Genomic DNA, 26,245 nt, shown 5'->3' with positions numbered 1-26,245 from the left:
CCTGGCCGCCGACCCAGGGCCGCGGAGTCTCGACGTCATCGGTCAGCCGGAACCACGACTCTCGGTCAGGTTCGTGAACAGGGCGTCGAGGGCGGCCGGGTAGGTGGGTGTTCGGACGGTGCGGCGAAGGGGATTCAGTCGGGTCGTGCCGGATCCGCATCCCGTTCCGCCGCCTCGGCGATGCGTTTGATGTTCGCCAGCCGGTGGTCCCAGTCGGCCGCGAGCGCGGACATCCACCGCGCCGTCGCGTTGAGCGCCGCGGGCCGCACCGCGTACCGCACCTCGCGTCCGACCCGGCCGCCGGAGACCAGCCCGGCGGCGTCCAGGACGGCGAGGTGCTTGACCACGGCCTGCCGCGAGACGGGAAGGCGCTCGGCGAGCGTCGTCGCGGTGGCCTCTCCCCGCGCGGCGAGCAGATCGAGCAGCTGCCGCCGTGTCGGGTCGGCCAGCGCGCCGAGGACGCTGTCGACGACCTCGGCGGCGCCGGGAGGTTCTTCCGTCATGCGGAGGGCTCTTCGGCGCGCTTCTTGAGCGCGTCGAGTTCCAGGGGCCAGCCCTGGCTGTGGTCCTTGTGGTTCGTGCTGCGCAGGTCCTCGGACCCGGCGAGCGTCGCGAACCCGCTCTCGACGACGCGCAGCCGCGTCCGGTCGCCTTCCGAGGTCAGGGTGAACTCCACCAGGGTGCTGTTCTCCTCGCGCAGTTCCTCGCCGGGGAACGCGCTGGTCCAGCGGTACGCCAGGTACGTCGGCGGCTGGACCTTCTCCACCCGTACCGGGAAGTCGCCGTGCTCGGAGTTCTTCGCCACCATCGACTCGCCTTCCTTGGCCACGGTGCCGGGCAGGCTCGCCTTGTCGGCCACCCAGAAACCGGGTTGCGCCACCAGCGACCAGACGCGCTCCAGTGGTGCCGAGATCAGGGTTTCGCGCTCGATCCGGTCCTCGCTCATGAGGTGACTCCGTTCATCGCTTCATCGCCGCCATTGACTTGCAACTCCAGGGTTGCACGACATCGCATGAGGTGCAACCCAGTGATTGCACGCCGGCTCGACGTCGTCGCGAACCGGGTGCACCCACGCACTCAACGGCCGGTCGGCGGGAGCCCGGTCATGAGCCGGGGCCACCGCCGCTCCGGTACGGGTCCAGGGCCGAGCGGCGTTCGTTGTACGGCAGCCGGGAGAGCTTGGTGACCAGCGCCCACATGGTGCGCTCCGCCTCCAGATCGGAGGGCAGCGCCAGCCCGAGCGACTCCGCGAGCGGTTTGCGGCCGACGTTGACCAGAGCGCGTACGGCCGCGGCCCATTCGTCGACGGCGACCACGGTGGAGCGGTACCACAGCGGGATCAGGCAGCCGAGCACGATGGCGGTGACCAGCAGCAGCGGAGTGTCGGCGCGGGCCGAACCGAGCGCCGCCGCCGCGGCGGCGGCGACCACGGCGTGGCCGGCCAGCAGCGCGATGAAGAAGTCGGCGTTGGTGCGGGCGAGGTCGGCCTGTCGGCGGACCTGTTCAGGGGCGGTGCCGGTGAGCTCGTTCCACAGCACCTGGGTGTCGAGCCGGAACCGGTCGTAGCCGTACTCCTCGAAACGGCGGATGGCGTTGCCGAGCCGGGTGGGGGCGATCTGTCCGTCGTCGATCGGATAGCGTGCCAGGCTCTCGCTCAGCAGCGCCCGCTGGACGCCACTGCGGCGGCGGTCCTTGCGCGCGGCTCGCGTGATGCGGGGGTTGGCGCGCAGCAGGGCGAGATCCGCGGTGGCGATGACGGGCAGCACACCGTCGTGCTGTTCCGCACGGCGTTCCAGCCGCATCAGCTTGAGCCGGTCCCGCAGATCCCATTTGTCCTGGCGGCGGCGGGCACAGCCGTAGTCGTAGGCGGCGCCCGGCCACAGCAGATAGCCCTCCAGAATGCGGTACAGCTGGTTCTGCAGAGCGCTGAGGACGAGTCCGAGCAGCACGGAGGTGGCGAGCAGCAGGAGCGTCGCGCCGGCCTGGGTGGTGGGCCACAGACGGGCGACGGGGCCGGCGCTGTGCAGGCTGGGCGCGACGGCGAAGAAGAAGACGCTCAGGTTGAGCGCGGTCGGCAGGATCCACCCCACCAGCAGCGTCCATGCCCCGCCGAGAACCCCTTTGGCGATGTCACCCACGGGCGATCGTTCGTCTCATTCGTCGTCTTCGTCCTCATCGTCGCCGACGGGTGGGCCGGGCGGCGTGTGCCCGACGGTTTCGGGGACGGTACCGCGATGATCGAGGGATCCGCCGGCCGGGACGAAGACGGCCCCGGCGAGGGCGGCCTCGATCACACCCACCTGGGCCCACGCCTTGATGACGGCGTCGCTCTCGCTGCCCCGGCCGTACCGGGCGAGAGCCGCTGACACCGTCAGGTCGGCGAACGCGGCGAAGTCCGCGTCGGACGAGAGCTCCCCACCGGTGAGCACGTCGTACCAGATCTGCCCGGCGCGCTCCCACGCGTACCCGCCGAGGGCCTCGGCGACCAGGTGGAAGGCGTGGTTGGGGATGCCGGAGTTGATGTGCACGCCGCCGTTGTCGCGGCCGGTCGTCACGAAGTCGTCCATGCTGCCCGGCTGCGGGTCCCTGCCGAGCCGCGGGTCGTCGTAAGCGGTGCCGGGCGCCTTCATCGAGCGCAGGGCGACACCTTGGACGGTGGGACCGAGCAGGCCGGCGCCGACCAGCCAGTCCGCCTGGTCCGCTGTCTGCCCCAGCGCGTACTGCTTGACGAGCGAGCCGAACACGTCGGACACCGACTCGTTGAGCGCACCCGGCTGGCCGAAGTAGGACAGATTCGCGCTGTACTGGGTCACGCCATGGGTCAGTTCATGGCCGATCACGTCCAGCGGCAGGGTGAAGTCCAGGAAGACGTCGCCGTCGCCGTCGCCGATCACCATCCGTTCGCCGTTCCAGAAGGCGTTGTTGTACCCCTGGCGGTAGTGGACGGTCGCATTCAGCGGCAGGCCCTGATCGTTGATCGAATGCCGCTGGTACGCCTGCAGATACAGCTCGAAGGTGGCGCCGAGACCGTCGTAAGCGCGGTTGGCGGTCATGTCCTTGCCGGGTTTCGCACCTTCGGCGCGGACCTCCCGCCCGGGCAGGTTCCCGCGGTGCCTGGCGTCGTACACCGTCCGCACCGGCCGGTCGGAGTCGGCCGCACCGGCGACGAACGGTGCGCCTCTGACCGTGGCTATGCGGCGGCGGGTGCGTTCGACCGCGTCCGCCTGCAGGGTGCGGCGGGCGAGGTCGCCGAGCGCGCGGTCCTCGGACCGGGCCATCGCATCGAGGATGTGCGGTGGGACGAACGAACAGAAGACTGGGGTGATGCGCGGTGTCCCGCCTGGCGGCGGCTCCTGCTCGCGGGCCAGGTCCGACGGGGCTTCCGCACTCGGTTCCGGTCCCTCGGACGACATCCCGCGACCCCCTCGCATCCCCGCTGCCACAGACGGTAGCGCTCCGTAGGGTGCGCGCACAGTCTCCCGCGGAATCCGGGGATCCCCGGCAATCCCCTCCGGGCGCCAACACCCGTGAAAGGATGGGAACTTCGGCAGGGAGCGGCACTGCGGTGATGGGCAACGGCGCCCGACGGAGGCACAGCAATGGCAGACGGTATCGCGGACGGTTCCCGTGACGCGGACGGTTCCGGCGGCGCGGAGCGGACGGAACTGCGCATCAGCGTCACCGGTACCCACAACCGGCACCTCGACCTCGAAGCGCTCCAGGAGTGGCTGGACACGTCGTCCTCCCTCAAGGAGGCCCGTGACCGGGGCGAGTTCACCGTCGTGCGAAGAGCCTCCCGTGATCAGCGCGACTCCATGGCGGGCGAGATCCTGCAGGACATCATCCTGGTCGTGGTCGGCGAGGCCGTGCGCCCGGTCACCGAGAGCGCCTGGCGCTCCGTGCTGACCTGGGTACGCAACCGCCGCCGGCTCGCGGACCGCCGGGAGGAGCCCCGCGTCACCCTGGACGGAGGCGACCTCGGCCCCGGCCGGGAGATCCGCCTGGACAGCGACCAGAATCCTGATACCTCCGGTGCGACCGACGAGGTGGAGGAGGCGTAGCCGCTGTGCCGCCGTACGATCCGCGCGGCCGGGGGAACGACGCTGGGGCCGGCGGAAAACGGCACCGCGCCGTACTGCTCGGCGTCGACACCTACGAGCACCTGCCTCCGCTGCTTCCCGTCGCGCGCAGTGTGCAGTTGATGCGGCAGGCGCTCACGGCCGGAGCCACCGGGGTACTGGCTCCGGATGATCTCATCGTGCCCGAGGGGCAGTTGGGCCACACCGCGTTCCGAGCCGCGCTCTCGGAGGCCAGGGATCAGGCCGAGGGGCTGCTGCTGGTCTACTTCGCGGGGCACGGCCTGGTCCGCAGCAACGGTACGGACCTGCACCTGATGGTCAGCGGCTCGCGCGTCACCCAGAACCGCGAGCACCCCTTCGTGGACGCCATCTCGTGGCAGCACGACGTCATGGGCTCCCTCATCCACGCCAAGGCCGACTGGGTCGTCGTCATCCTGGACTGCTGCTACGCGGGCAACGCCCTGCGGGACTTCACCCCGGACGGCGAACAGAACTTCGCGGTGCTCACCGCCGCCGAGGCCGGGGTGGAGATCCCCGAGGGCAGTCCGGCGGACGGCACACCCTTCACCCGTGAACTGCACCGGCTGCTGACCGACGGCATTCCCGGGCAGCCGAAGGTCACCTTCACCGGCCTGGTGGCCGCCGTCCGGGAGGCCATGGAACCGGTCCGCGCGGTGGACGAACACCGCTGGCTCCCGGACGAGCGCCGCCGCGGTGACGATGTGGTGCTCTCCCACGCCTCGCCCGCGAACGTCCCGGTGACGGTGCCCCCGGCCACGCCGCCGCCGATTCGGCAACCGCCGCCGGCCCCGGCGCCTGCCCGGTCCGGCGGTCGGTTACGGCACCGGCTGAAGAACCGTGCGTTCATCCGTACCGCGGCCGTCCTCCTCACCGCTCTCGCCCTGGCCGCCGCGGGTGGTGTCTACGCCCTCACCTCCGGTCAGGCCGCTGCCTGCGCGCCCCCGACGGAACTGCGACTGCTCGCCGACCCGGACGCGCTGCCCACCGTCCAGAAGGCCGTCGACGCGTACCTCCAGCGGCCCGGGGGCTGCCGGGCGGTCGGCATCACGGTGTACGCGGGGAAGGGCACGGACGCCGTCACGGCCTTCCGCAACTCCGCGGTCTGGCAGTCCCCGCCCGCCACGTGTCCGGCCACCGGCGATTGCCTGCGCCCGCAGCGTGACCTGGGGGCACAGCCCGACATCTGGATGCCGGGTGCGAGCAGCAGCTGGGAGCGGGCGAAGGAGACGGGCCAACAGGCTGCCACCCTCGACCGGCTCGGCCCGGTCGCCTACTCCCCGCTGGTGCTCGCCGTCCCCGGGACCGTCTCGCTGCCGGCCGCCGACCAGACCGGCACCCCGCTCAGCGTGATCATCGGACATCTGCGCGCGCCCCAGTCCCAGGCGGCGCTGCTGCGGCCCGACCCCGAGTACACCGACGCCGCACTGCTCGGCACGGTCGCGCTGTACACATCGCTCGGCGGCTCCGGACAGTCCCCGGCGGAGATCGAGCAGGGCATGGTGCAGGCGCTGAGCCCGTCCCCCTCAACCGCCCACGACCTGATGTGCGCCTTGGCGCGGGGGACGAACAACGCCCTGGAGGACCGGGCCGCCGTGCTGGTCCCCGAGCAGACCATGGCCCGGTTCAACCTCGGGCCGGCCGACCCCGGACACCCCACCTGCACCTCCGCCACGCTGTCGAAGCGGATCGCCACCTATCCCTCCGACCTGCCCATGGCCGATCTGCCGTTCATCCACGTCATGTGGAAGGGCGCCGACCGGCACGCCGACGAGCGGGCCCAGGCGGTACAGGACCTCTACACCTGGCTGACGGGTCCCGACGCCCAGAAACTCTTCACCGGCGACGGCTACCGCGGGGTGAGCGAGGGGCATCCCGCCACCCCCGGCCCCGGATCGCTGCTCACCGACCCCGCCAACTCCCGTGCCGTCCATACCGACCTCGTGCCGTCGACGGCGCCGGACGTCTCCAGCACCGCGCTCGACACGACCTTGCAGAGCTACCGCCAGGCGCTGGGCCCCGGCCGTGTCCTGTATCTGCTCGACAGCTCCTCGTCCATGGACGGTTTCTGGACCGGGCCGGGCCGTGCCAAGGATCTGCTCACACGATCGCTGCGCTCGCTGGGGACGAAGGACGAGTACGGGATCTGGTCCGTCGTGGAGGACGGCAGCGCGCACCATCGCGAACTGCTGGCGTTCGGCACCCACGACCGGAAGGCCGCCGAAGCGAAGGTGGCGGGAGCCACGACCGTCCGCCAGGACGCCAGACCGGACCTCGCGCTGCACGAGGCGCTGGCCGAACTGCGCGGCCGGGCGAAGAACGGCGACCGGCCCCAGCTGATCGTCTTCATCACGGACGACGAGGACTCGACGGGCATCCCGCCCGCCGCGTTGACCTCACTCGTCCAGGACGCGGCGGCCGGAGCGCGCAGCCGCGTCGTCACCGTCTCGCTGCACAGCGGCGGTTGCACCGCGGTCGCGCTCAACCAGCGGATCACGGCGGCCACCGGCGGCCGCTGCCTGGACCCTGCCGTCGAACTCGCGACGGAGCTGCCGGCCGAGGTCGCGAAGACCGGGACAGGAGACGCCGAATGAGCCGGACCGGGCGGCGCGTCCTCGCCGCGCTCCTTCCGCTGCTCGTCTGCGTGGCCGCCGCCTGTTCGTCCGGAGGACCGCCCGGACCGCCACCCGACGACGACGCGGTGGGATCGGGCGGTCCGATCGTCGTCGCCTCAGGTCTGGACGTGACCGGATCCGGCGGTGTGCGCCAGCACCTCATAGAGGAGTGGAACCGGCAGCACGCGGGATCCGCCGACCTCCAGGCCGAACTGGTCGAACTGCCGGGCGCCGCCGACCAGCAGCGCAGCCAGCTGCTCGGCGCGCTGCAGTCCGGCAGCGCCCACTACGACGTGGTGAACCTGGACATCACCTGGATACCGGAGTTCGCGGCGGCCGGTCTGATCCGCGCCGTCCCCGCGACCCAGGCCGAAGACCCGGACCTCATCGGGCAGGTCGCCAAGACCGCCGACTGGAAGGGCCGTACCTACGCCAAACCGTTCAACAGCGACGTCGGACTTCTCTTCTACCGGCCCGACTACCTGCGGCAGGCCGGGGTGGACCTGTCCCCGCCGGCCCTGTCGACGTGGCAGTGGTCCACCCTCGGCGCGATCATCGAGGAGCTCGACGGCGCTCCGCCCTCCGGTCCCCGCAAGAGCGGGTACCTCGGCGGCTGGACCACCCAGCTCGCCGCGTACGAGGGGCTGACCGTCAACGTCATCGAGGCGTTCGAGTCGGTGGGTGTCCACCTCACCGACGAGGAGGGTCACTACACGGCGGACCCGCGGCAGCTCAAGGCCGGTCTCGTCGAACTCGGCGCCCGCGCGGAGCATGTGCTTCCCGCGGCCAGGTCCTCGGACGAGAGCGCCAGCCTCACCCAGTTCGGCGCCGGCCAGACGGCCTTCCTGCGCTTCTGGCCGTACGGCTACGGCTCACTGGCCGCGCTGCTGCCGCCCACCGCGTACAGCGTGACGCGCCTGCCCGGCAGTGCGGTCCTGGGCGGCCAGAACCTTGCCGTCACAGCCGACTCGCCGCGCGCGGCACACGCCCGCGCGCTGATCGACTTCCTCACCTCCCCGGAAAGCGAACGCTGCCTGCTCGACGCCGGGTTCGCCGCCACCCGCGTCTCCGCCTACGACGGCAGCGCGCGCCCTTGCTGGCCGAAGGTCGCCGAGACGCTGCACCGCGCGGCGACGGCGGGCGAGGACCCGGCGCGCACCCCTTCGCCGCAGGACAGAGCCGCGTACCGGGTGACTCTGCTCCAGGCGCTGCAGGGCGCGGTCCAACGGCCCCGGACCCCGTACTACGGCGCGTTCACCCAGATCCTCCAGTCCTCCGTCCACGCCTGGCTCACCGCGGACCGCCCGGACGTCGATGCGACCGCCGCCCAGCTCGACGCCGCGCTGAGGGCCGCGCTGTCAGGCCACTGACGGCTTCGTGCCGTGGCGATTGCCCGCTGGCTTACTCGGCGGCCGACTTGGATTCGACGCGGCCGAGCGGGTCGGGGCCGGCCGTCAGTTCGTCGCAGGCCGCCTTCCAGGCGGAGTCCCCGGGGTAGAGCTCGGTGCGGAGGTAGGCCCAGGTGAGGAGTTGGACCACGGCCACCCGCTCGGGGTTCTCGTCCGTGGTCTCGGCGACGTCGTATCCGGAGATTCCGCCGAGCCCGTGTTCCGCGCCGAACAAGGTGAGCAGGGTCTTGGGGCCGGGGGAGAGGACGTACGGATCGGTGTGCCAGTCAGGGCCCCGGACCGTCAGGTGGGCAGAGGCGTCGTTGTCGCCGGCGACCACGAGCGTGGGTGTCGTCATCCCGGAGAAGTCCGTGGTCAGGAGGAAGGGGAGATTCTCGGCCATGGCCGCGACGAGGGCATCGCCGCCCCGGCCTGGCGCGGCAAGCAGTACACCGGCCTTGATCCGGGGGTCGGCCAGGTTCGCCTCCGTCCCGTCCTCCGGATCGGTGAGCCGGGCGCCCAGCAGCAGGCTCGCGGTGTGGCCGCCCATCGAGTGCCCGGCCACGGCGACCCTGCTGTGGTCCAGGCGCCCGCGGAGCTGCGGGACGGCGGCCTCGATCGCGTCGAGCCGGTCGAGGACGAGCCGCATGTCCTCGGCGCGCGATCGCCAGAACATCGGTGCGCCGGGGGTGGCGGGATCCAGGGTCAGCGCCCTGGAGCTCAGATGGGTGGGCTGGATCACGACGAAGCCGTGCGCCGCCCAGAAGTTGACGAGAGGGGCGTAGCCGTTCAGCGAGGAGAGGTGGTTCGAGTGGCCCTGACCGTGGGAGAGGAGGATGACCGGCAGGTCGCTCCCGGTCACGGGTGCGGAGACCCGCACTTCCAGGTCCACGGCACGGCCGGGAGCCGGCAGCACCACGGGGCTGACCGAGAGGACCGGAGTGGGTGAGCCGAGGGTGTCGGTGGGGTGAGCCGATGCATTCATGATGCGGAGGTCCCTTCGATGGCCTCTGCCGTCGATCGCTTCGGATGGCGGCGGGGGAGGCGGTCGGGAGCGTCCGGTTTCAGCTAGACTGAAAGCGGAGCGACGTTCCGATTAATATACGGAGCGCTGTTCCGCTTTGTCAACGGCGGCCGGAAGGAGAGCGTGATGCCCACGAAAAGCCCCTCCGAGGAGGTGCCCGCCGGCCCGTCCGGGGAGGTGCCGGCCCGAGGCAAGCGGGCCGACGCGCAGCGCAACCGGCAGACGCTGCTCACCGCCGCCGCCGCGGTGTTCGTCACCTCCGGCGTCGATGCGCCGATCCGTGAGATCGCCGCCAGGGCGGGCGTCGGGATGGGGACGATCTACCGCCACTTCCCGACCCGGGCGGATCTCGTCGTCGCCGTCTACCGCCACCAGGTCGAGGCATGCGCCGAGGCCGGCCCGAGCCTGCTGGCCGGTGCCGACTCCCCGCTCGTTGCACTCCGTCAGTGGGTCGACCTCTTCGTCGACTTCCTCGTCACCAAGCACGGACTCGCCAACGCCCTGCAGTCGGACAGCAGCGGCTTCGACGCGCTGCACAGCTACTTCCTCGACCGTCTGGTGCCCGTCTGCGCGCAGTTGCTCGACGCCGCGGCCGGCGCCGGCCAGATCAGGACCGGTACGCAGGCTTACGAGTTGATGCGCGGCATCGGCAACCTCTGCATCGGACGGGACAGCGACCCCCGCTACGACCCCCGCCGACTGGTGGAACTGCTCCTTGACGGACTGCAGCGACCGCAGTCGTCCTGAGGTGCCCCGCGCCAGGAGCGACCGGGCTGTTCGCACCGGCCGGCGGCAGCCGTCCGCCGGGTGGTCCGGCGGCAGCCGTCTGCCGTGTGGTCCGGCGGATCCGCCACGAGCGGGCTCCGCACCTCTAGAGTCGGTCCTGTGACCACATCGGCACCGTGGAACGCACACCGGCCCTCGGGCGGCCCGTCCCGCAGGCCCGCGGGCGACTCCGGCCTGGGTGGCACGACGCCAGGTGGCCCCGGGTGATCAGTGATCGCATGGGGAACGTGTTGCGCCGGCTGCGCGACGACGACGGGCCGGGCGGGATCGCGCATGCCATGACGGCGGGTGCGGTCGCGCTGGGTGTGGACGGCCTCGCGGTGTCCCTGCTGATGGAGGACTCCGGCATCGAACTGGTGGCCTGCTCGGACGAGAGCGCACAGGTCTTCGAGGATCTGCAGTTCACCCTCGGGGAAGGTCCCGGCCCCGATACCGTGCGCGGCGGCATCATGGTGTGGGTGCCGGATCTGGCCGGTGTGCGCCCCGACCGCTGGCCGGCCCTGGCCATGGAGACGGCAGGCCTGGCGGCACGGGCGGTGTTCTGCTTCCCCATCGGCCTGGGCGCCATCCGTGTCGGGGTGCTGACCGCGGTGCGCCGCACTCCGGGCCCCCTGAGCCCCGGGCAGGCCGACGACGCCCTGGTCCTGGCCCGCGCACTGACCGCCCGCTGTCTGGGCGGCGGCGAACCCCGCCGGCAGGACCCCGACGACCGGGCCTCCCAGGATTCCTCCCACGAACTGCAGCAGGCCGTCGTGCACCAGGCCACCGGCATGATCAGCGTCCAGCTCGGTCTGTCCCTGCCGCAAGCTCTGCTGCGACTGCGGGGTCATGCTTATGGCAGTGGCAGCACCATCACCGACATTTCCCGAGAGATCGTGGCCCGGCGGTTGCGCCTGGACCCCAACACCGACGGCACTGAGCCTGCCGTCGCAGACAAGGACTGATCGCCATGCCCCGCGAACAGCAACTTTCCCGGGTGTTCGTCGAGATCGCCGATTCCCTGATCGATGATTTCGACGTCATCGACTTCCTGCAGCAGCTGTCCGTGCGGTGCATGGAACTCCTCGACGTGGCCGCCGTCGGAATCCTTCTCGCGGACGAACACGGCATCCTGCGGGTCCTCGCCGCTTCCGACGAGCGCACCCGGCTGCTGGAGTTCTTCGCCACGCAGCACGACCAGGGCCCGTGCGTGGAGTGCTTCCAGAGCGGGCAGCCCCGCACCAACATCGACCTCACCGATTTCCGGAGCACCGACGACTGGCCGCAGTTCGCCACCCAGGCCCAGGAGATCGGCTTCGTCGCCACGAACGCGCTGCCGCTGAGGCTGCGCGGGCGCATCATCGGTGCCCTGAGCCTGTTCCAGACCGATCCGAGCCCTCTGGGCTACCAGGACGTCTCCCTTGCCCAGGCCATGGCGGACATCGCGACGATCGCGATCCTGCAGCAGCGCACCTTGGCCCAGAGCGAGACCGAACGCGGCCAACTCCAATACGCGCTGACCAGCCGTATCGTCCTGGAGCAGGTCAAGGGCATCCTTGCCGAGCGCTGGCAGCTGTCCGTCGACGACGCCTTCGCCGCGTTCCGCCACTACGCCCGCGACCACAATCTGAAGCTCGCCGCCCTGGCCCGCGACATCACCGACGGCACCTTCGACACCGACACCATCCCCCATGGCGCCGCCGGCACCACGGCGTGAAGCGCGATCACGCCGTGACGCCGGGGCCGGGGGCGAACGCGACCGTCACGTCGTGGTGACGGGGGCGCGCAGCGTCGCGTTCGCGACGGTCCGCAGGTGGCGCAGTGCCTGGCGGTACGAGTCCACGGCGCCGCACTGCAGGTAGTCGATGCCGTGCCGCACACAGAACTCCCGTACCAGCGGCTGCACCCGGGCGAGGTTGGGCCTGGGCATGCTGGGAAACAGGTGGTGCTCGATCTGGTAGTTCAGCCCGCCGAGGACCCAGTCGGTGACCCGTCCGCCGCGGATGTTGCGCGAGGTCAGGACCTGTCGGCGAAGGTAGTCCGAACTGCCCGACTCCGGCATCGGCATGCCTTTGTGGTTCGGAGCGAACGCGCACCCCAGATAGAGCCCGAACAGACCCTGCTGCACGACCACGAACACCAAGGCCTTGACGGGCGGCAGAACGAGCAGGACCACGGCCAGGAATCCCGCGGCGTGGAGGAGCAGCAACCCCAACTCGAGGTTGCTGTGCCTGGTCCGCCGCCGCAGCAGCGCTCCCACGCTCAGGGCGTGCAGATTGGCGCTCTCCAGCAGGAGCAGCGGGAAGAACAGCCACACCTGCCAGCGGGCCAGCAGCCTGGCCGGGCCCCGCAGTACGCGGGCCTCCTGCGGGGTGAACACGATGGCGCCCGCGGCGACGTCGGGGTCGCGGCCGGGCTCGTTCGGATGCGCGTGGTGGAGATTGTGCTTGCTCACCCACCAGCCGTAGCTGAATCCGATGAGCAGGTTGGCGTGCACGAGCCCGACGACCGCGTTCGCCGGTCGGCGGCGAAAGATCTGCTGGTGCCCGGCATCGTGGGCGACAAAGCCGAGCTGGGCGAAGACCGCGGCCAGGTACGCCGCGGTGCCCAGCTGCCACCACGAGTCGCCGATGAGCACGAACGCGGCGATCCCGGCGGCGAGCAGCGCCGCCGTCACAGCGATTTTGACGTAGTAGTACGCGGCCCGGCGCTCCAGCAGTCCGGCGCCTCGTACTTGCCTCATGAGTTCCGCGTAGTCGCTTCCCTGGGATCGGATCGCGGGCGCGACCCCGAGCTCGGTCATGACTCTCTCCTCGCCACGGACGACATCAGCGAGACGGATCGCAAGACCGGCAGGGTCTGGACTGACCGAGCATTCAGGCAGGCTGACTGACAGGTCCTCCCAGTATGCGCGCCCGCCCGGTCGGTGAACCGGGCGACTCTGTCACAACGCCGCGGATTTCCCGGCGGGAGGCTTCCCGCCTTCACGCCCGCCGCGGCACCGGAAAGTCACTCCTCATGCGGGCGGCCGCGCACCGCACCATTGACGATCATGAGGTGATGGGCGGACCACGGGCCGTGGCAGGTGTCGCACACGGCCTTGCGCCACCCTCGCGGTGCGTCTTCACGGGTCCGGACGCGGCCGGGAGCGCCGCAGAACTCACAGGTGCACATCGACTCGGCTTCCGCGGCAGCGATCAGAGCGCGCAGGGCGTCGCTGTCATCGCCCACCGACTCCACATGAACGTGCAGGCCGCCGAGCTTCTCCCCGAGGTCCACGAGACGGTATCCGGGGGCCAGCGCGCGGAGTTGCCGGTGCAGACGGCCCAGCGACTCCTGCCAGCCGGGCCCCACCGTGTCGGCCCGTTCAGGGATCTGTGCCGGCCGCGGAACGGGCGCCGTGCTGTGGTCGGGCATCGCACCATCGTCGCGCACTCGGCCCCCTCGCGGAACGGTGCGCGCAGTGCGCCGGCGTCGACAGGGACCGGCTCCGGGTGGCGGGTGGAAGGCGAAGCCCGGGCCGCCGGGAGGACGCGTCACGGGATCAGGGCGTTCGACGTGCCTGATCCCGTGCGGGCTGGCGTCCTGGTCGCGGCGGCCCGGGGGTCGTGGGGGAGCGGTCAGTTGTTGTCGCCGGACCCGTAGCCCTTGTTGTCATCGGTGTCGTGGTGGCCGCTGATGTTCGCGCAGGTGTTGCCGAACACCGGGTTGAGGACCCCGATGACGTCGACGGTGTTGCCGCACACGTTGACCGGCACGTGGACGGGCACCTGGAGGAGGTTGCCGGACAGGACGCCGGGCGAGCCGACCGCTGCGCCGTGGGCTCCGGCGTCGGCGGCGGCCATACCGGCACCGGCGGCCAGGACGGCGCCTGCGGCGGCGGTGATGGCGGCTGCCTGGGCAATACGGGACATCGAAGTCTCCTTGGAAGGGTTGAGTCCGCCGTAGGGATCACGGCGTTGACCCCACCAACGGGACTGCTCCGCGGCAGGTCACGGGTGTTCCACCAAACGGACGCGCCGACGGCCGACCGGCAGTCCGTACCGCGCGCCGGGGACGCCGGCCGGAGGGGCCGTCCGGGTGAATACGGTTCCGCGGTGGGGGTGCCGTCCGTGTCCCGGGGCCGTACGCCGTCGTTGCCCGGGTGCGACATCGAGGTCCGGCCGGGCCTGGCGGTTCGCCTTTCTTCTGCCAGGTCCGACCGCATCGACTCGCGGCACGGGCCGTGTCTTCACGCTCCGGCGGTGCCGGCCTTCGACCTGCGGCCATGATCCGGCCGGGTGCGGGGCTCCGAATGGCGGAATGTGCACCTATCGGCTGAGATGGGACCAACAGTGTGTCGTCTGTGACACACGGTGACCTTCGGGAAAGAGCCCGGCCTCGAAGGTTCGGCAAAGAAAGTCGCGTCATGACATCTGATCTCAGCTCCATTCAGCACGACCACAGCCACATAGGTCCGGGGGATGAGCCCAGGCTCACCCTTCTCCGGGCGGTCGCCACCGCCCGCCCCCTGGACGAGGTCGCCTCCCTGGTGGCCCTGCTCAACCAGACCGGTGAGTCGCCGCGCCCGGGGGACGAGGCCTTGCGCATGGCCGCCGTGTCCCGCCCCGTGGACGAGGTCCTCCAACTGGTCACCCTGCTGAAGAAACCTCCTCACACGATCGCCGACGCCGATACGGCGTTGCTCGCGGCGGCGATGGGCCGGCCCATCGAGGAAGTCGCCGAACTGGTGGCCGTCTTCGGACCGGACAAGGACAACAGACCCGGCGAGGAGAACGTCCCGGGGGAGGAGAACGTCCCGGGGGAGCACGGCGGCCCCGCCAGGGACGACGGCCCGGGTGAGGGCGAGCCGCCGCGGACGGGGACCGCCGTCGGCGCATCGGAGACCGCCAACCTGGGTGCCGCAAGTGCCGCAAGTGCCGAAAGCTCCGCCGTCCCGCGCGGCGTGCAGGCCGGCAGCCGGCGAGCCCCGGTGGCCACCGCCGGGTCCTCCGGCGACGTGTCGCCGGAGCGTTCGGTGTCGTCGTCCCTGCGATCCCCGCTGCGCTGGCCCGCCGCCGTGGCGCTGCTGATGATCGGCGCGGTCCACCTGCCGGCCGACATGGCGGGCCTCCGCTCGGGCGGACCGGCAGCGGTCGCGTCCACGGTCATCGCGGTCCTCTGCCTGGCGCTGGCGTACCTGCTGGCCGTGCGGGACACGGTGTGGATCTGGGCGGCCGGCGCGGCGGCCGCCGTCGGCACCGTGGCGGTGCACTCCGTCGCCGCGGGAAGCAACTCCGTGCATCTGCTCAGGGACAGCCTGGGCAACCTGTTCGGCGGCGCGGCCGCCCTCGCGGTGGCCTGTGGGGTCATCGCGGCCGTTCTCGCGGGAGCGGTGCTGATGCGCAGGCAGAAGCCGCGAACGGTCGCCGACGATTCCTGACGGTGGTCCGGCTCCAGCCGGCCGGCTCCGTGCCCCAGCAAGGCCCCAGGGCCCCGAAACCTGTGCGGTTTCGGGGCCCTGGGGGTACTGCCTGACGTGAGGGTCAGTCGTTGGCGACGCCGTTGCCGGACAGCACCGGGATCTGGTCCAGGACGTGCGACACCGGCTCGTCGCCCTTGATCTGCGAGGAGTTCTCGGCGCACTGCTGGTTCTGCGGGGAGGACAGGACGTTGATGTCCTGCACCGTGATCGGGACGGCGCCGACGAGGGAACCGACGTTCGCCTTGAGGGGCAGACCGACGCACGGCTTGTTCAGCGTTCCCTGGACGAGGCCGACCTGCGGGCTCAGGGTGCCACCGGTGTGGGTGTTGCCGTACGACTGCTCGGCACCGTTGCCGTTGGTGGTGGAGGCGCCGCCGTCGTTGCCGATGGCCATGGCCGGGGAGACGAACGCAGCGGAGACGCCGACGACGGAGACGGCCACCGCGGCCGTGCCGAGAAACTTCTTGAGCATTTGCGATCCTTTGGAGGTGGTGCGGGCGGCACAGGGAAGAACATGCTGCTCAACTACTGATCGCGGGTGTGGTTCCGTCGTTTCACCCGAACGGTGGCGCCGCCATGTGGTGGCCAGGTCGCCCAAGTCCTGACGAGATCACGCGGGGGGCACCTTGCAGGCGGATTCCGAGGCGCGTACGCCCGGCCGGCCGCCCTGGTCCCGGGCCGCGGATGTCGTGCCGTGCGAGCGCCCCCATCGTCTGAGCACCGGCCGGCCGAGGAGAATCCCGATGGTCACCAGAGCAAGTCCGCAGAGCTGCTTGACGGTGAGTGCCTCCCCGGCGATCACGGTGCCAAGCAGTACGCCCGTCACCGGGTTCAGGAGGCCCACCAGGCCCACCGTGGCGGCGGGCAGGTGGCGCAGGCCGGCGAACCAGGCGGCGAAGGCCAGTGCGGTCGCCACGACGGTGACGTAGCCGAAGCCGAGGACGGCCGCCCCGTCGAGGTGCGGCGGCGCTCCCTCGACGGCTGCGGCGAGCGGGAACAGCAGCAGGCCGCCGGCGATCAGCTGCCAGGACGTCGAGGCGAGCACCTCGACCTCGGCGCTCCAGCGCTTGGCGAGGATGTAGCCGCAGGAAGACATGAGCATGGCGGCAATGGAGGCGCCGACGCCGAGAAGATCGATCGAGGTGGCTCCGGTGAACAGCATGAGGTAGACGCCGCCGATTCCGACCCCCGCGCCGATCAGGTGTGCGGGACGTGGCCGCTCGGCGATCAGTCCCCAGGCGATGAGCATCATGACCATCGGCGAGGTCGCCATGACGGAGGAGGCGACGCTGGTGGGGAGTCGCTGCGCCGCGATGTAGATCAGGGCGAAGAACCCGCCCATGTTGAGGGTGCCGAGGACCAGGGACTTCCACCACCACGACCCGTGCGGTCGTGCCCGGCAGGCCGCCAGGAGGAGCAGTCCGGCCGGCAGCGCCCGGAAGGCCGCGCCGTACAGGGGCTCGCCGGCGGGCAGGAACGCGCGGGTGACGTAGTAGTTCGTACCCCACGCGACCGGCGCTATCGCCGTGATCAGGGTCCACCGCAGATTACCTTCCATGGAAGCGATGATATCTTCCTTGGAAGGTATAATCGAGTCATGTCACCACCGCTCGACCACGTCGCCCGCATCCAGGCCGAGTGGGCCCGCGAACGTCCCGACGTCGACGTGGCCCCCCAGGCGGTGATCGGGCGACTGCACCGACTCGCCGGGCTGCTCACCGAGGAGCTGTGCACCGTCTACCGGCGCTACGGGCTGAGCGAGGGGGAGTTCGACGTCCTCGCCGCATTGCGCCGCGCGGGAGGTCCGTGCGAACGGGCCCCTGGGGAACTGGCCGCGCACACCATGGTGACCACGGGCGCGATGACCAAGCGGATCGACCGCCTCGAACGTGAAGGGCTGGTCACCCGCCGCCGCGCCGCGAGTGACGGCCGTGGGCGCGTGGTCGCTCTCACTCCCGCGGGACGGGAGCTGATCGACGCCGCGTTCACCGAGCACATGGGCAATGAGCGACGCCTCATGGACCGCCTCACCCCGCAGGAGGCGGCAGGCCTGGAGGGGCTCCTCGCCGCGTGGCTCTCCCGCGTCGAGCCACCGCTCAGCTCGTGAAGATCCCAGCGAGCTCCGGGCGGCGTCTGCCCGGGTGTTGCCCCTCCGTCTACGGTATTGATCATGTTCAAGTCGGGGGTTTGAAAGCCCCGTCGGTGAGGATGGGAACGGTGGCGCAGGCGTCCCGTTCGGTCGCGATGCGCACGTCGTCGGCGAAGCCGCCCTTCCTTCGCCGGATGGACGCGGAGCCACACTAGTGACAGCGGTCATTGGTTATAGAATCGCCTCGTGAACAGTGAGGATGAAGTGTTCGAGGCGGTGGGCGTCCTGGCGGACCCGGTGCGCCGTGGTCTGTATCGGCACGTGGCGGCGACGCCGGGCGCGGTCGGCCGCGAGGCGGCGGCCGCGGCGGCCGGCATCTCCCGCTCGCTCGCCGCGTTCCATCTGGACAAACTGGTCGAGGCGGGTCTTTTGGCTGTGACCTATCAGCGCCTGTCGGGGCGCAGCGGACCGGGGGCGGGGCGGCCGGCGAAGTTGTACCTGCGGGCGCCGGGCGAGCGGGCGGTGTCGCTGCCGCCCCGCTCGTACGATGCCGTCGGGCGGCTGCTCGCGAACGTCGTCGACAGTGCGGGACTCGACCGGGAACTGCAGTCGGCGGCCCGGGCGGCCGGCGCTGCCGAGGGTGCGGAACTGGGTGGCGAAGCCGATCCGGTCGATCCGGTCGCGGCACTGCGGGCGCGTGGCTATGAGCCGTACGGGGACGGGGCGACGGTCCGGCTGAACAACTGCCCGTTCCACTCGCTGGCCGACGAGTTCCCGGCGCTCGTCTGTGGGATGAACCTGGCCTTCATCGAGGGCCTGCTTCTCGGATGTGCCGGGGGCGGGGACTGGACGGCGGCCATGGACCCGCCCCCTGAGGGGTGTTGTGTCACTCTTTCTAAAACTAATGATGCTTGACGATAGAAGCTTGGTCCGGTCATGCTGACACCATGACCACCTTTCACCTGGCCCAGGTCAACATCGGACGCATCCTCGGCCCGCTCGACGGCCCCGTACTGGCCGACTTCGTCGCTCGGTTGCCCGAGATCAACGCCCTGGCGGACGGGGCTCCCGGCTTTGTCTGGCGCATGGTCGACGACGACGGCGAGGACTCGACGAGCCTGCGGCCCGACGGGGAGGACGGCCCGCTCCTGATCAACTGCTCGGTCTGGGAATCGGTCCGAGCGCTGAGGGAGTTCACGTACCGCAGTGAGCATCTGAAGGTGCTCAGCCGCCGGCGGGAGTGGTTCGAGAGGATGTCGGAGCATCATCAGGCGCTGTGGTGGGTGCCTGTCGGTCATCGCCCGACGACCGCCGAGGCCATGGAGCGCATCGCCCTGCTGCGTGAACACGGCGACGGGCCTCTCGCGTTCACGTTCCGCAACCCCCAACCCGCTCCGGCCTCAGCGGTCCTGCCCGCTTAGGCATGCGAACGGCGGGCCCCAGCACGCCCGCGCCGCGGGACCGTACGACCCGAACCATCCATCCGATGCGGGGTTTCCCCGGCGCTCGGGTTCCGGGCCGACACGGAGCACGGCGGCCATCGGTCAGCGACACGGGGCCCGGGGCCCGGAGCCCGTTGTGCCCGCCGCGATTCGTGTACGGGTCACTTCGGGTGGGCACGATGTCGATGGCTCGCAGCCCTGGCGGTCACCCATCCCGGGGACGGCGGCGCGCGTCCTGGACCGGCGGCCGGGCCCACGGTCACTCGCCCGAGGTCACGGCCTTGAGTTCGTCGAGCGACTCCCGTAGGTAGTGCGCCAGGGTGCGTTGTCCGCTGTCGGCCACCCAGCGCTCGAAGCCGACCTTGAAGACGGCGATGCCCGCCTCCGCGGTGAGGCTCGCGGCCGGGTCCTTGACGCCGCGTCGGCGCAGGGTGTCGGCGAGCGCGGCGGACAGCGAGGCGAGCTTGATCAGCTCGCGCTCGCGCAGCTCCGCGTTGGCCATGATGACGGCTTGGCGCTGCCGGGCGAACTCATGGCGCTCCAGGAAGAAGGCGGCGACGGTCTCCAGCGTCGAAGCCATCGCGTCGATCGGCGCGGCCGCTGCCGGGGTGTCGGCCAGGGTGTCGACGAAGGCCTGCTCCAGTGTGTGCGCACCCCCGAACAGCACCTCGCGCTTGTCGGCGTAGTGCCGGAAGAACGTCCGCTCGGTGAGCCCGGCGCGTTCGGCGATCTGCGCGGCGGTGGTCTGCTCGAACCCGTGCTCGCTGTAGAGGTCCAGCGCCGCCTGTTCCAGTCGTCCGCGTGCGTTCGGTTCCCATCGGCCCATATCGGAGATCTTACGTGATGACAGTGACTGACATCGAGTGCTACGGTTGATGTCAGTCACTGACATCGGCTCGATCGCCGCACATTCCGTGTCCCGGTACCGCGCGGCGAGGACGGTCGACCTACCCGGAGGTTCTCCTCATGCGTGTGTTCATCACCGGCGCGTCCGGCTGGATCGGTTCAGCCGTGGTTCCGGAACTCCTCGGCGCGGGCCACCAGGTCGTCGGGCTCGCCCGCTCGGACGCCTCGGCCGCCGCCCTCACCACGGCCGGCGCCGAGGTGCGGCGCGGCACGCTCGACGATCTCGACATCCTGCGCAGTGCGGCCGCCGACTCCGACGGCGTGATCCACCTGGCCTTCAAGCACGACATCGCGTTCAGCGGCGGCTTCGAGGCCGCCGCCGACGCGGACCGGCGGGCCATCGACACCGTCGGCGAGGCGCTCGCCGGATCCGACCGCCCGTTCCTCATCGCCTCCGGGACGCTCGGGCTGGCGCCGGGTCAGGTGGCCACCGAGCAGGACGGGCAGCCGTCCGCCCCGCTCGGCGCCCACTGGACCGGCGGCCTGGCCAAGCGGCTGGCCAACGCGCACGCGACGGCCGCCCTCGCGGAGCGCGGCGTCCGCTCGTCGATCGTCCGGCTTCCCCCGACCGTGCACGGCGACGGGGACCACGGCTTCCTCGCCACCGTGGTCGCCATCGCCCGTGAGAAGGGCGTCTCCGGCTACATCGGCGACGGCGCCAACCGCTGGCCCGCCGTGCACCGATCCGACGCCGCCCACCTCTTCCGTCTGGCGCTGGAGAGCGCTCCGGCCGGCTCCACGCTGCACGCGGTCGCGGACGAGGGCGTGCCGATCCGTTCCGTCGCCGAGGTCATCGGACGGCACCTCGCCGTGCCCGTGGCATCGATCAATCCCGATGACGCGGCAGGGCACTTCACCTGGCTGGCCCCTTTCCTCGGCATGGACAGCCCCACCTCCAGCGCGCACACCCGCGAACTGCTGGGGTGGCAGCCGACGCAGCCCGGGCTCATGGACGACCTCGACAAGGGCCACTACTTCGCCACTCCGTCCTCCTGACCATCCCCGCCCCGACCTCAGGCCGTCGTCGGGAGCGGTTCGGGCCGGTCAGCCGGCGGCCAGACGTGCCAGGAGGGAGCCGCGGATCTCGCCGGCGCGGATGGCGGTGGTGGACAGCAGGGTCGATGCCAGGCCGTGGGTGTGTTCCGTTCCGCCTTGGAGGTAGATGCCCGCGGTGACTTCCGGTGCGACCTCGACGCGGTGGTCGCGCCCGACCCGGACCGCGTCCCCGTCGTCGCGCAGACAGATCTTCGCCGAGTCGCCGAGCAGAGTGCCGATGTCCTGGGAGCGGTAGCCGGTGGCGTGGACGAGGATGTCCGATTCGAGGATCTGGTGTTCGCCGGTGGGCAGGAACTCCACCGAGATGTCGAGTCGGTCGTCCTGGACGCTCACGTCCCGGATGCGGGAGACGTTCAGGAAGCGCAGTCGCTCGCGGCCCTGCACCTTCTCGCGGTACGAGGTCGCGTACAGGGCCTCGATGAGATCCATGTCGACGACGGAGTAGTTGGTGGAGCGGTGGTAGTCGAAGAGGGACTGCTTCACCTCGGACGGGGAGTCGAAGTAGACGTCCACCGCCTCGGGGTCGAAGATCCGGTTGGCGAACGGGCTGTCGTCGGCGGGTGTGTACCCGTATTTGGCGAAGACCGCGCAGACCTCGGCCTCGGGGAAGGTGCGGTGCAGGTAGTCGACCGCCTCGGCGGCGCTCTGTCCCGCGCCGAGCACGACGACCCGGCGCACGGGAGCGCCGGAGGCGTTGAGTTCGGCGACCCGTGGGATGAGCTGGCTGTTGTGCCAGACGCGGTCCGACAGGTCGGTGCCGGGCGGCAGATGGGGTTCCAGTCCCACCGCGACACTGATGTTGCGCGCCCGGTGGGTCACCGTGGACGACGGGCCGGCGGCCGGGTCCCGGCAGGTCACGTCCAGGTAGGCGACCTCGCCGCTCTCGTCGCGCACCGGTTCGACCGACACCACCTCGGAGGAGTAGTCGACCAGGTGGGCCACCCGGGCCGCGGCCCATTCGAAGTAGTCGTGGAACTCGACGCGGAGCGGGAAGAGCGTCTTCTGGTTCAGGAAGTCCACCAGTCTGCCCTGCTCGCGCAGATAGCAGAGGAAGCTGAAGTCGCTGGTGGGGTTGCGCATCGTGACCAGGTCCTTCAGGAAGGACACCTGCATGGTCGCATCGTCGATGAGCATGCCCCGATGCCACCCGAAGCGTGGCTGCCGTTCCAGGAAGAGGGCATTCAGCCTCTGGTCCTCAGGGAGTTGTGTGTTGTGCTCCTCAACGGCTATGGCGAGTGCCAGATTTGACGGGCCGAAGCCGATCCCCAGGACATCGTGGATGATGTCCGGCATACTGCGCGGTGCTGTCACCGATGCATCGCCTCCCTCAACGGCGCTCATATTAGATAAGGTAAGGCTTACCTTGCAATAACGTCGTCGGAGGGAAGACCGCCATGCGGGTCGTCATGTTCGGCTATCAGACCTGGGGCCATCGCACGCTGCAGGCTCTGCTGGACTCCGACCACGAGGTCGTCCTCGTCGTCACCCACCCCAAGAGCGAGCACGCGTACGAGAAGATCTGGGACGATTCGGTCGCGGAGCTGGCCCAGAAGCACGACGTCCCGGCGCTGCTGCGCAACCGGCCGGACGACCCCGAACTGCTGGACGCCATCAGGGACGCGGCGCCCGACATCATCGTGGCGAACAACTGGCGCACCTGGCTGCCGCCGGAGATCTACGACCTGCCGCCGCACGGCACGCTCAACGTCCACGACTCGCTGCTGCCCTCCTACGCGGGTTTCTCCCCGATCATCTGGGCGCTGATCAACGGCGAGGAGCGGGTCGGCGTCACCGCGCACCGGATGAGCGCCGAACTGGACGCGGGCGACATCCTCACGCAGCACGCGGTGCCGGTCGGCCCCGCCGACACCGCGACCGACCTGTTCCACCGCACCGTCGACCTGATCGGCCCGATCGTGCGCGAATCGCTGGACCTGATCGCCTCGGGGGAGGCCCGCTGGCAGCCGCAGGACCGTGCGCGGGCCAGCTTCTTCCACAAGCGGTCGGTCGAGGACGGCCGCATCGACTGGACCTGGCCCGCCGAGGACCTGGAGCGGTTGGTCCGCGCGCAGTCCGACCCGTATCCCAGCGCTTTCGCCTACCACCGCGGTGAGCGGATCAGCATCGTGTCCGCGTCGGTCTCGCAGGCGCGGTACGGGGGTACGCCCGGACGGATCTTCATCAAGGAGGGCGACGGGGTCGTCATCGTGGCCGGGGCGGACGCCCGGAGCGGGCGCCGGCACGGGCTCGCGGTGCGGCGGGTGCGCACGGAGGACGGCACCGAGCACGCGGCGCACGACTACTTCCGGACGATGGGCGGCTACCTCACCTCCCGGCCCTGAACTCCCGGTTCTGACGCGGCCCGCCCGGCGTATCCCTGCCGGGCGGGCCCGTCACCTCCAGGCCGTCACCTCCTGGCCGTCAGCTCCCGGCCGGCCGGTCCGCGCCGGCCGGGGCCGCGTAGTGGTGCCGGCCCATCGGGATGACCAGCGGGGTGCCGCTGACCGGGTCGGTGGTGACCTGGCAGCGCAGGTCGAAGACGTCCTCGACCGTCGCGGCCGTGATCACGTCGGCGGGCGGGCCCTCGGCGACGATGCGGCCGGACTTCATGGCGATGACATGGTCGGCGTACCGGCAGGCGTGGTTGAGGTCGTGCAGCACCATGACCACCGTGCGCCCCTCGCGCCGGTTCAGGTCGGTGATCAGGTCGAGGACGTCGATCTGGTGCGCCACGTCGAGATACGTGGTGGGTTCGTCCAGCAGCAGCACGGGGGTGCCCTGGGCAACGGCCATGGCGATCCAGGCACGTTGCCGCTGCCCTCCGGACAGCTCGTCCACCGCGCGGTCCGCGAGGTCGGTGAGGTCGGTGGCGGCCAGCGCCTCGTGCACGGCCAGTTCGTCGGCCTTGGACCACTGCCGCCACCAGGTCTGGTGCGGTGAACGGCCCCGGCCGACCAGGTCGATGACGGTCAGCCCCTCCGGGGCCACCGGGGTCTGCGGCAGGATCCCGAGCCGCTGGGCCAGTTCCCGGGTGGAGATGGACGCGAGGGCCCGGCCGTCGAGCTGTACGGTGCCCTGCCGGGGGTCAGCAGCCGGGCGAGGGCGCGCAGCAGGGTGGACTTGCCGCAGGCGTTGGCGCCGACGATGGCGGTGATCAGGCCGGGCGGGACGGCCAGGTTCAGGTCCTCGACCACCAGCCGGTTGTCGTACGCCAGGTGCAGGCCGTCGGCCCGCAGGTCCGGTCCCGCGGCCGAGGTGCCGGGATCCGAGGCCGTGTCGGTGCGGGTGCCGGGGTCGGTGGTCGTCATGCGTTCAGCCTCCTGAGCCCGCGCGGTTGGCACGGATGAGCAGCCAGAGCAGTACCGGCGCGCCGATGACGCCGGTGACGATCCCCACCGGCAGTTCGGTGCCGGGGATCGCTTCACGCGCGATGAGGTCGGAGCCGAGAACGACCAGCGCGCCGGTCAGCGCGGAGGTGACCGGCGGTGGGTACGCGCGGCCGGCCAGCCGTTGGGCGATCTGCGGGGCCGCCAGTGCGACGAAGGCGACGGGGCCGGCCGCCGCCGTGCCGAAGGCGATCAGGCCGACGCCGATGAGCATCAGTGCCAGCCGGACCGGTCCCACGGGCGTGCCCAGGCCGGCGGCCACGTCGTCGCCGAGTTGGAGGGTGCCCAGCCAGCGGCTCATGCCGAGGGCGAGCGGCACCAGCACCGCCATGGCGGTGGCGAGCATCGTGACCTGGCTCCATGTACGGCCGTTGAGGTTGCCCACCAGCCAGCCGAGCGCGGCCTGCGCCTCGAAGCGCTGGCCCCGTGCGAGGAGGTAGTCGGTGGCGCTGGTGCACATCCAGGACACCCCGATGCCGACCAGGATGATGCGGTAGCCGGTGGCGCCGTTCTTCCAGGCCAGCGCGTAGACGGTCAGGGCGGTGGCCAGGGCGCCGAGCAGGCCGAGCGCCTGGGTGCCCAGGCCGCCGTCCCAGCCGAGCACGATGCCGGCCACCACGGCGGTGCCGGCGCCTTCGGTGAGGCCGATCATGTCCGGGCTGGCCAGCGGGTTGCGGGTCATGGTCTGGTACAGCGCGCCGGAGAGGCCGAAGGCGATACCGACGAGGAGTCCGGTCAGCGCGCGCGGCAGCCGCAACTCCTGTACGACCAGGACCGTTCCGGGATCGCCCGACCCGGCCAGGGCCTTGACCACGCCGGTGAAGCTGACGGGGTAGTCGCCGATCGCGATGTCCCAGCAGAACAGCAGGAACACCACGACCGTCAGCCCGGCGCAGACCGCCAGCAGCCGGGGTCGCAGGATCCCGGAAATGGGCGGTGTCGTGAGCCGGAAGGTGCGCCGGTCGCGTACGGCAGGGGCAGCGGGCAGGACGGTCATCGCTCACACCTCCGCGAGCTTGCGCCGGCGCACCAGCGCGATGAAGAACGGGCCGCCGATGAAGGCGACCAGGACGCCGGCCTGGATCTCGACGGGCCGCGCCACCACCCGCCCGATGATGTCGGCGCCGAGCAGCAGGCAGGGCGCGAGGGCCGCCGACAGCGGCAGCAGCCAGCGGTGGTCCGGCCCGAGTCCCGCGTACTGGGCGAGGATCCGGGCCACGTGCGGTACGACCAGTCCCAGGAAGACGACCGGACCGACGACGGCGACGGACGCGCCGGTCAGCAGCATCACGGCGATCACGCCCTGGAGCCGGACGAGGCCCAGTCGCCGTCCCAGCGAGGCCGCCACGTCGTCCCCGAGGGCCAGGCTGTTGAGCGCGGGCGCGGTGGCCAGCGCGAGCAGCGCGCCGACGGCGAGGAACGGCAGGATGCTCAACACCACCCCGCTGTCCCGGTCGGCGAGGGAGCCGGCGGACCAGAAGCGGTAGCGGTCCAGGGCGTCGGGGTCGGTCAGGACGATGGCGTTGGTCAGCGAGAAGAGCAGGAACGTCACGGCGACGCCCGCCAGCGCCAGCTTGACCGGTGTGGCGCCCGACCGTCCCGATCTGCCCAGCAGGAAGACCAGCACACTGGTGGCGAGCGCACCCGCGAAGGCGAACCACACGTAGCCGTAGAGCGATCCGACGCCGAAGACCGCGACCGACACGACGATGCCGAACGAGGCGCCGGCGCTGACGCCCAGCACCCCGGGGTCGGCGAGCGGGTTGCGGGTCAGCGCCTGCATGAGCGCGCCGGACAGACCGAGGGCGGCGCCGACCGACAGGCCCAGGACGGTGCGGGGGACGCGGACCGTCCAGACGACGTTGTCGATGAGACGGCTGGAGGGATGCCCCAACAGCGCCCGGACGACCTGGTCCAGCGGGATGCTCAGCGCGCCCAGCGCGATCGACAGCAGGCTCAACAGGATGAGCGCGGCGGCGAGCAGGGCGACGAGCAGGGCGGGGCGCAGTCCTC

At 71.0% G+C, this 26,245-nt stretch carries 26 protein-coding genes and 1 pseudogene; 12 read left to right on the top strand and 15 right to left on the bottom strand.

The window, feature by feature from the left end; all coding sequences use genetic code 11:
- Positions 1–134: 134 nt before the first annotated feature.
- The 4 genes from LNW72_RS02645 to LNW72_RS02630 form a co-directional block, all read right to left on the bottom strand.
- Positions 135–503, bottom strand: coding sequence for a metalloregulator ArsR/SmtB family transcription factor (locus LNW72_RS02645; protein WP_250973815.1), 369 nt, complete (start codon positions 501–503; stop codon positions 135–137).
- On the bottom strand, positions 500–946 hold the full coding sequence (locus LNW72_RS02640) for an SRPBCC domain-containing protein (protein WP_250973814.1): 447 nt from the start codon (positions 944–946) through the stop codon (positions 500–502). The genes LNW72_RS02645 and LNW72_RS02640 overlap by 4 nt, the downstream gene beginning before the upstream one ends.
- 157 nt (positions 947–1,103) lie before the next feature.
- A complete protein-coding gene (locus LNW72_RS02635; RefSeq protein WP_250973813.1) occupies positions 1,104–2,138 on the bottom strand; it encodes a hypothetical protein in 1,035 nt (344 codons plus the stop codon).
- A gap of 15 nt (positions 2,139–2,153) precedes the next feature.
- On the bottom strand, positions 2,154–3,278 hold the full coding sequence (locus LNW72_RS02630; protein ID WP_250973812.1) for a M4 family metallopeptidase: 1,125 nt from the start codon (positions 3,276–3,278) through the stop codon (positions 2,154–2,156).
- A 321-nt stretch (positions 3,279–3,599) separates the two neighbouring features.
- Here LNW72_RS02630 and LNW72_RS02625 point away from each other — a divergent pair, with 321 nt between their 5' ends.
- The 3 genes from LNW72_RS02625 to LNW72_RS02615 are packed head-to-tail and all read left to right on the top strand — an operon-like array spanning position 3,600 to position 8,082.
- Positions 3,600–4,061: a hypothetical protein gene (locus LNW72_RS02625; protein WP_250973811.1), complete on the top strand. Its 462-nt coding sequence runs from the start codon at positions 3,600–3,602 to the stop codon at positions 4,059–4,061.
- Between the two features lie 5 nt (positions 4,062–4,066).
- A complete protein-coding gene (locus LNW72_RS02620) occupies positions 4,067–6,691 on the top strand; it encodes a VWA domain-containing protein (RefSeq protein WP_250973810.1) in 2,625 nt (874 codons plus the stop codon).
- Positions 6,688–8,082 carry an extracellular solute-binding protein gene (locus tag LNW72_RS02615; protein ID WP_250973809.1) on the top strand — a complete coding sequence of 465 codons (1,395 nt, stop codon included), beginning with the start codon at positions 6,688–6,690 and terminating at the stop codon, positions 8,080–8,082. Before LNW72_RS02620 ends, LNW72_RS02615 begins: the two co-directional genes overlap by 4 nt.
- A 31-nt stretch (positions 8,083–8,113) precedes the next feature.
- On the opposite strand, the gene LNW72_RS02610 is transcribed toward LNW72_RS02615, so the two are convergent.
- A complete protein-coding gene (locus LNW72_RS02610) occupies positions 8,114–9,085 on the bottom strand; it encodes a chlorophyllase (protein WP_250973808.1) in 972 nt (323 codons plus the stop codon).
- A gap of 165 nt (positions 9,086–9,250) precedes the next feature.
- Here LNW72_RS02610 and LNW72_RS02605 point away from each other — a divergent pair, with 165 nt between their 5' ends.
- The 3 genes from LNW72_RS02605 (at position 9,251) to LNW72_RS02595 (ending at position 11,606) form a co-directional block, all read left to right on the top strand.
- Entirely contained in the window at positions 9,251–9,871 is a 621-nt protein-coding gene (locus LNW72_RS02605; RefSeq protein WP_250973807.1) for a TetR/AcrR family transcriptional regulator, read from the top strand.
- A gap of 242 nt (positions 9,872–10,113) precedes the next feature.
- Positions 10,114–10,854 carry a GAF and ANTAR domain-containing protein gene (locus tag LNW72_RS02600; protein ID WP_250973806.1) on the top strand — a complete coding sequence of 247 codons (741 nt, stop codon included), beginning with the start codon at positions 10,114–10,116 and terminating at the stop codon, positions 10,852–10,854.
- 5 nt (positions 10,855–10,859) lie between these two features.
- Positions 10,860–11,606 carry a GAF and ANTAR domain-containing protein gene (locus tag LNW72_RS02595; RefSeq protein ID WP_250973805.1) on the top strand — a complete coding sequence of 249 codons (747 nt, stop codon included), beginning with the start codon at positions 10,860–10,862 and terminating at the stop codon, positions 11,604–11,606.
- A gap of 45 nt (positions 11,607–11,651) precedes the next feature.
- On the opposite strand, the gene LNW72_RS02590 is transcribed toward LNW72_RS02595, so the two are convergent.
- The 3 genes from LNW72_RS02590 to LNW72_RS02580 all read right to left on the bottom strand — a co-directional run bounded on the left by LNW72_RS02590 (position 11,652) and on the right by LNW72_RS02580 (position 13,803).
- Entirely contained in the window at positions 11,652–12,692 is a 1,041-nt protein-coding gene (locus LNW72_RS02590; RefSeq protein ID WP_250973804.1) for an acyl-CoA desaturase, read from the bottom strand.
- 206 nt (positions 12,693–12,898) lie between these two features.
- Positions 12,899–13,306 carry a hypothetical protein gene (locus LNW72_RS02585; protein ID WP_250973803.1) on the bottom strand — a complete coding sequence of 136 codons (408 nt, stop codon included), beginning with the start codon at positions 13,304–13,306 and terminating at the stop codon, positions 12,899–12,901.
- 203 nt (positions 13,307–13,509) lie between these two features.
- The gene (locus LNW72_RS02580) at positions 13,510–13,803 is read right to left on the bottom strand and encodes a chaplin (RefSeq protein ID WP_250973802.1); all 294 of its coding nucleotides are present in this window, start codon (positions 13,801–13,803) and stop codon (positions 13,510–13,512) included.
- A gap of 494 nt (positions 13,804–14,297) precedes the next feature.
- On the opposite strand from LNW72_RS02580, the gene LNW72_RS02575 reads away from it, so the two are divergent.
- Complete coding sequence (locus tag LNW72_RS02575) at positions 14,298–15,311, top strand: hypothetical protein (RefSeq protein WP_250973801.1); 1,014 nt, start codon at positions 14,298–14,300, stop codon at positions 15,309–15,311.
- 103 nt (positions 15,312–15,414) lie between these two features.
- On the opposite strand, the gene LNW72_RS02570 is transcribed toward LNW72_RS02575, so the two are convergent.
- Together LNW72_RS02570 and LNW72_RS02565 are read right to left on the bottom strand one after the other, a co-directional pair.
- Positions 15,415–15,825, bottom strand: a complete 411-nt coding sequence (locus tag LNW72_RS02570) for a rodlin (RefSeq protein ID WP_250973800.1) — start codon at positions 15,823–15,825, stop codon at positions 15,415–15,417.
- A 138-nt stretch (positions 15,826–15,963) separates the two neighbouring features.
- Positions 15,964–16,911, bottom strand: a complete 948-nt coding sequence (locus LNW72_RS02565) for a DMT family transporter (RefSeq protein WP_250973799.1) — start codon at positions 16,909–16,911, stop codon at positions 15,964–15,966.
- Between the two features lie 39 nt (positions 16,912–16,950).
- Between LNW72_RS02565 and LNW72_RS02560 the strand changes: the two genes are divergently transcribed.
- From LNW72_RS02560 to LNW72_RS02550, 3 genes are all read left to right on the top strand, one after another.
- Entirely contained in the window at positions 16,951–17,460 is a 510-nt protein-coding gene (locus LNW72_RS02560; RefSeq protein ID WP_250973798.1) for a MarR family transcriptional regulator, read from the top strand.
- Between the two features lie 228 nt (positions 17,461–17,688).
- Positions 17,689–18,357, top strand: a complete 669-nt coding sequence (locus tag LNW72_RS02555; protein WP_250973797.1) for a metalloregulator ArsR/SmtB family transcription factor — start codon at positions 17,689–17,691, stop codon at positions 18,355–18,357.
- A 32-nt stretch (positions 18,358–18,389) separates the two neighbouring features.
- Entirely contained in the window at positions 18,390–18,863 is a 474-nt protein-coding gene (locus tag LNW72_RS02550) for a DUF3291 domain-containing protein (RefSeq protein WP_250973796.1), read from the top strand.
- 280 nt (positions 18,864–19,143) lie between these two features.
- Here the strand turns inward: LNW72_RS02550 and LNW72_RS02545 are convergent, their stop codons facing one another.
- Complete coding sequence (locus LNW72_RS02545) at positions 19,144–19,710, bottom strand: TetR/AcrR family transcriptional regulator (protein ID WP_250973795.1); 567 nt, start codon at positions 19,708–19,710, stop codon at positions 19,144–19,146.
- A 140-nt stretch (positions 19,711–19,850) separates the two neighbouring features.
- Between LNW72_RS02545 and LNW72_RS02540 the strand changes: the two genes are divergently transcribed.
- Positions 19,851–20,786: an SDR family oxidoreductase gene (locus tag LNW72_RS02540; protein WP_250973794.1), complete on the top strand. Its 936-nt coding sequence runs from the start codon at positions 19,851–19,853 to the stop codon at positions 20,784–20,786.
- Positions 20,787–20,834: 48 nt separating this feature from the next.
- Here LNW72_RS02540 and LNW72_RS02535 read toward each other — a convergent pair whose 3' ends face one another.
- The gene (locus LNW72_RS02535) at positions 20,835–22,139 is read right to left on the bottom strand and encodes a lysine N(6)-hydroxylase/L-ornithine N(5)-oxygenase family protein (protein WP_374117393.1); all 1,305 of its coding nucleotides are present in this window, start codon (positions 22,137–22,139) and stop codon (positions 20,835–20,837) included.
- Between the two features lie 101 nt (positions 22,140–22,240).
- Between LNW72_RS02535 and LNW72_RS02530 the strand changes: the two genes are divergently transcribed.
- Positions 22,241–23,188, top strand: a complete 948-nt coding sequence (locus LNW72_RS02530) for a methionyl-tRNA formyltransferase (protein WP_250973793.1) — start codon at positions 22,241–22,243, stop codon at positions 23,186–23,188.
- A gap of 79 nt (positions 23,189–23,267) precedes the next feature.
- Here the strand turns inward: LNW72_RS02530 and LNW72_RS02525 are convergent.
- From LNW72_RS02525 to LNW72_RS02515, 3 genes and pseudogenes are all read right to left on the bottom strand, one after another.
- A pseudogene (locus LNW72_RS02525) lies at positions 23,268–24,154 on the bottom strand (ABC transporter ATP-binding protein).
- 4 nt (positions 24,155–24,158) lie between these two features.
- On the bottom strand, positions 24,159–25,229 hold the full coding sequence (locus LNW72_RS02520; protein ID WP_250973792.1) for an iron chelate uptake ABC transporter family permease subunit: 1,071 nt from the start codon (positions 25,227–25,229) through the stop codon (positions 24,159–24,161).
- 3 nt (positions 25,230–25,232) lie between these two features.
- Positions 25,233–26,228, bottom strand: coding sequence for an iron ABC transporter permease (locus LNW72_RS02515; RefSeq protein ID WP_250979994.1), 996 nt, complete (start codon positions 26,226–26,228; stop codon positions 25,233–25,235).
- Positions 26,229–26,245: the final 17 nt, after the last annotated feature.

The sequence above is a fragment of the Streptomyces sp. RKAG293 genome, assembly GCF_023701745.1.
GTDB lineage: Bacteria > Actinomycetota > Actinomycetes > Streptomycetales > Streptomycetaceae > Actinacidiphila.
The sequence above is the reverse complement of the archived record's forward strand: the minus strand, read 5'-3'. Positions and strand labels throughout refer to the sequence as shown.

What these genes read in the sequence shown, in the direction of transcription:
- LNW72_RS02645 (WP_250973815.1), bottom strand. Translation starts at nt 503, where the DNA reads ATGACGGAAGAACCTCCCGGCGCCGCCGAGGTCGTCGACAGCGTCCTC.
- LNW72_RS02640 (WP_250973814.1), bottom strand. Translation starts at nt 946, where the DNA reads ATGAGCGAGGACCGGATCGAGCGCGAAACCCTGATCTCGGCACCACTG.
- LNW72_RS02630 (WP_250973812.1), bottom strand. Translation starts at nt 3,278, where the DNA reads ATGGCCCGGTCCGAGGACCGCGCGCTCGGCGACCTCGCCCGCCGCACC.
- LNW72_RS02625 (WP_250973811.1), top strand. Translation starts at nt 3,600, where the DNA reads ATGGCAGACGGTATCGCGGACGGTTCCCGTGACGCGGACGGTTCCGGC.
- LNW72_RS02615 (WP_250973809.1), top strand. Translation starts at nt 6,688, where the DNA reads ATGAGCCGGACCGGGCGGCGCGTCCTCGCCGCGCTCCTTCCGCTGCTC.
- LNW72_RS02610 (WP_250973808.1), bottom strand. Translation starts at nt 9,085, where the DNA reads ATGAATGCATCGGCTCACCCCACCGACACCCTCGGCTCACCCACTCCG.
- LNW72_RS02605 (WP_250973807.1), top strand. Translation starts at nt 9,251, where the DNA reads ATGCCCACGAAAAGCCCCTCCGAGGAGGTGCCCGCCGGCCCGTCCGGG.
- LNW72_RS02595 (WP_250973805.1), top strand. Translation starts at nt 10,860, where the DNA reads ATGCCCCGCGAACAGCAACTTTCCCGGGTGTTCGTCGAGATCGCCGAT.
- LNW72_RS02590 (WP_250973804.1), bottom strand. Translation starts at nt 12,692, where the DNA reads ATGACCGAGCTCGGGGTCGCGCCCGCGATCCGATCCCAGGGAAGCGAC.
- LNW72_RS02585 (WP_250973803.1), bottom strand. Translation starts at nt 13,306, where the DNA reads ATGCCCGACCACAGCACGGCGCCCGTTCCGCGGCCGGCACAGATCCCT.
- LNW72_RS02580 (WP_250973802.1), bottom strand. Translation starts at nt 13,803, where the DNA reads ATGTCCCGTATTGCCCAGGCAGCCGCCATCACCGCCGCCGCAGGCGCC.
- LNW72_RS02575 (WP_250973801.1), top strand. Translation starts at nt 14,298, where the DNA reads ATGACATCTGATCTCAGCTCCATTCAGCACGACCACAGCCACATAGGT.
- LNW72_RS02570 (WP_250973800.1), bottom strand. Translation starts at nt 15,825, where the DNA reads ATGCTCAAGAAGTTTCTCGGCACGGCCGCGGTGGCCGTCTCCGTCGTC.
- LNW72_RS02565 (WP_250973799.1), bottom strand. Translation starts at nt 16,911, where the DNA reads ATGGAAGGTAATCTGCGGTGGACCCTGATCACGGCGATAGCGCCGGTC.
- LNW72_RS02560 (WP_250973798.1), top strand. Translation starts at nt 16,951, where the DNA reads ATGTCACCACCGCTCGACCACGTCGCCCGCATCCAGGCCGAGTGGGCC.
- LNW72_RS02550 (WP_250973796.1), top strand. Translation starts at nt 18,390, where the DNA reads ATGACCACCTTTCACCTGGCCCAGGTCAACATCGGACGCATCCTCGGC.
- LNW72_RS02545 (WP_250973795.1), bottom strand. Translation starts at nt 19,710, where the DNA reads ATGGGCCGATGGGAACCGAACGCACGCGGACGACTGGAACAGGCGGCG.
- LNW72_RS02540 (WP_250973794.1), top strand. Translation starts at nt 19,851, where the DNA reads ATGCGTGTGTTCATCACCGGCGCGTCCGGCTGGATCGGTTCAGCCGTG.
- LNW72_RS02535 (WP_374117393.1), bottom strand. Translation starts at nt 22,139, where the DNA reads ATGCCGGACATCATCCACGATGTCCTGGGGATCGGCTTCGGCCCGTCA.
- LNW72_RS02530 (WP_250973793.1), top strand. Translation starts at nt 22,241, where the DNA reads ATGCGGGTCGTCATGTTCGGCTATCAGACCTGGGGCCATCGCACGCTG.
- LNW72_RS02520 (WP_250973792.1), bottom strand. Translation starts at nt 25,229, where the DNA reads ATGACCGTCCTGCCCGCTGCCCCTGCCGTACGCGACCGGCGCACCTTC.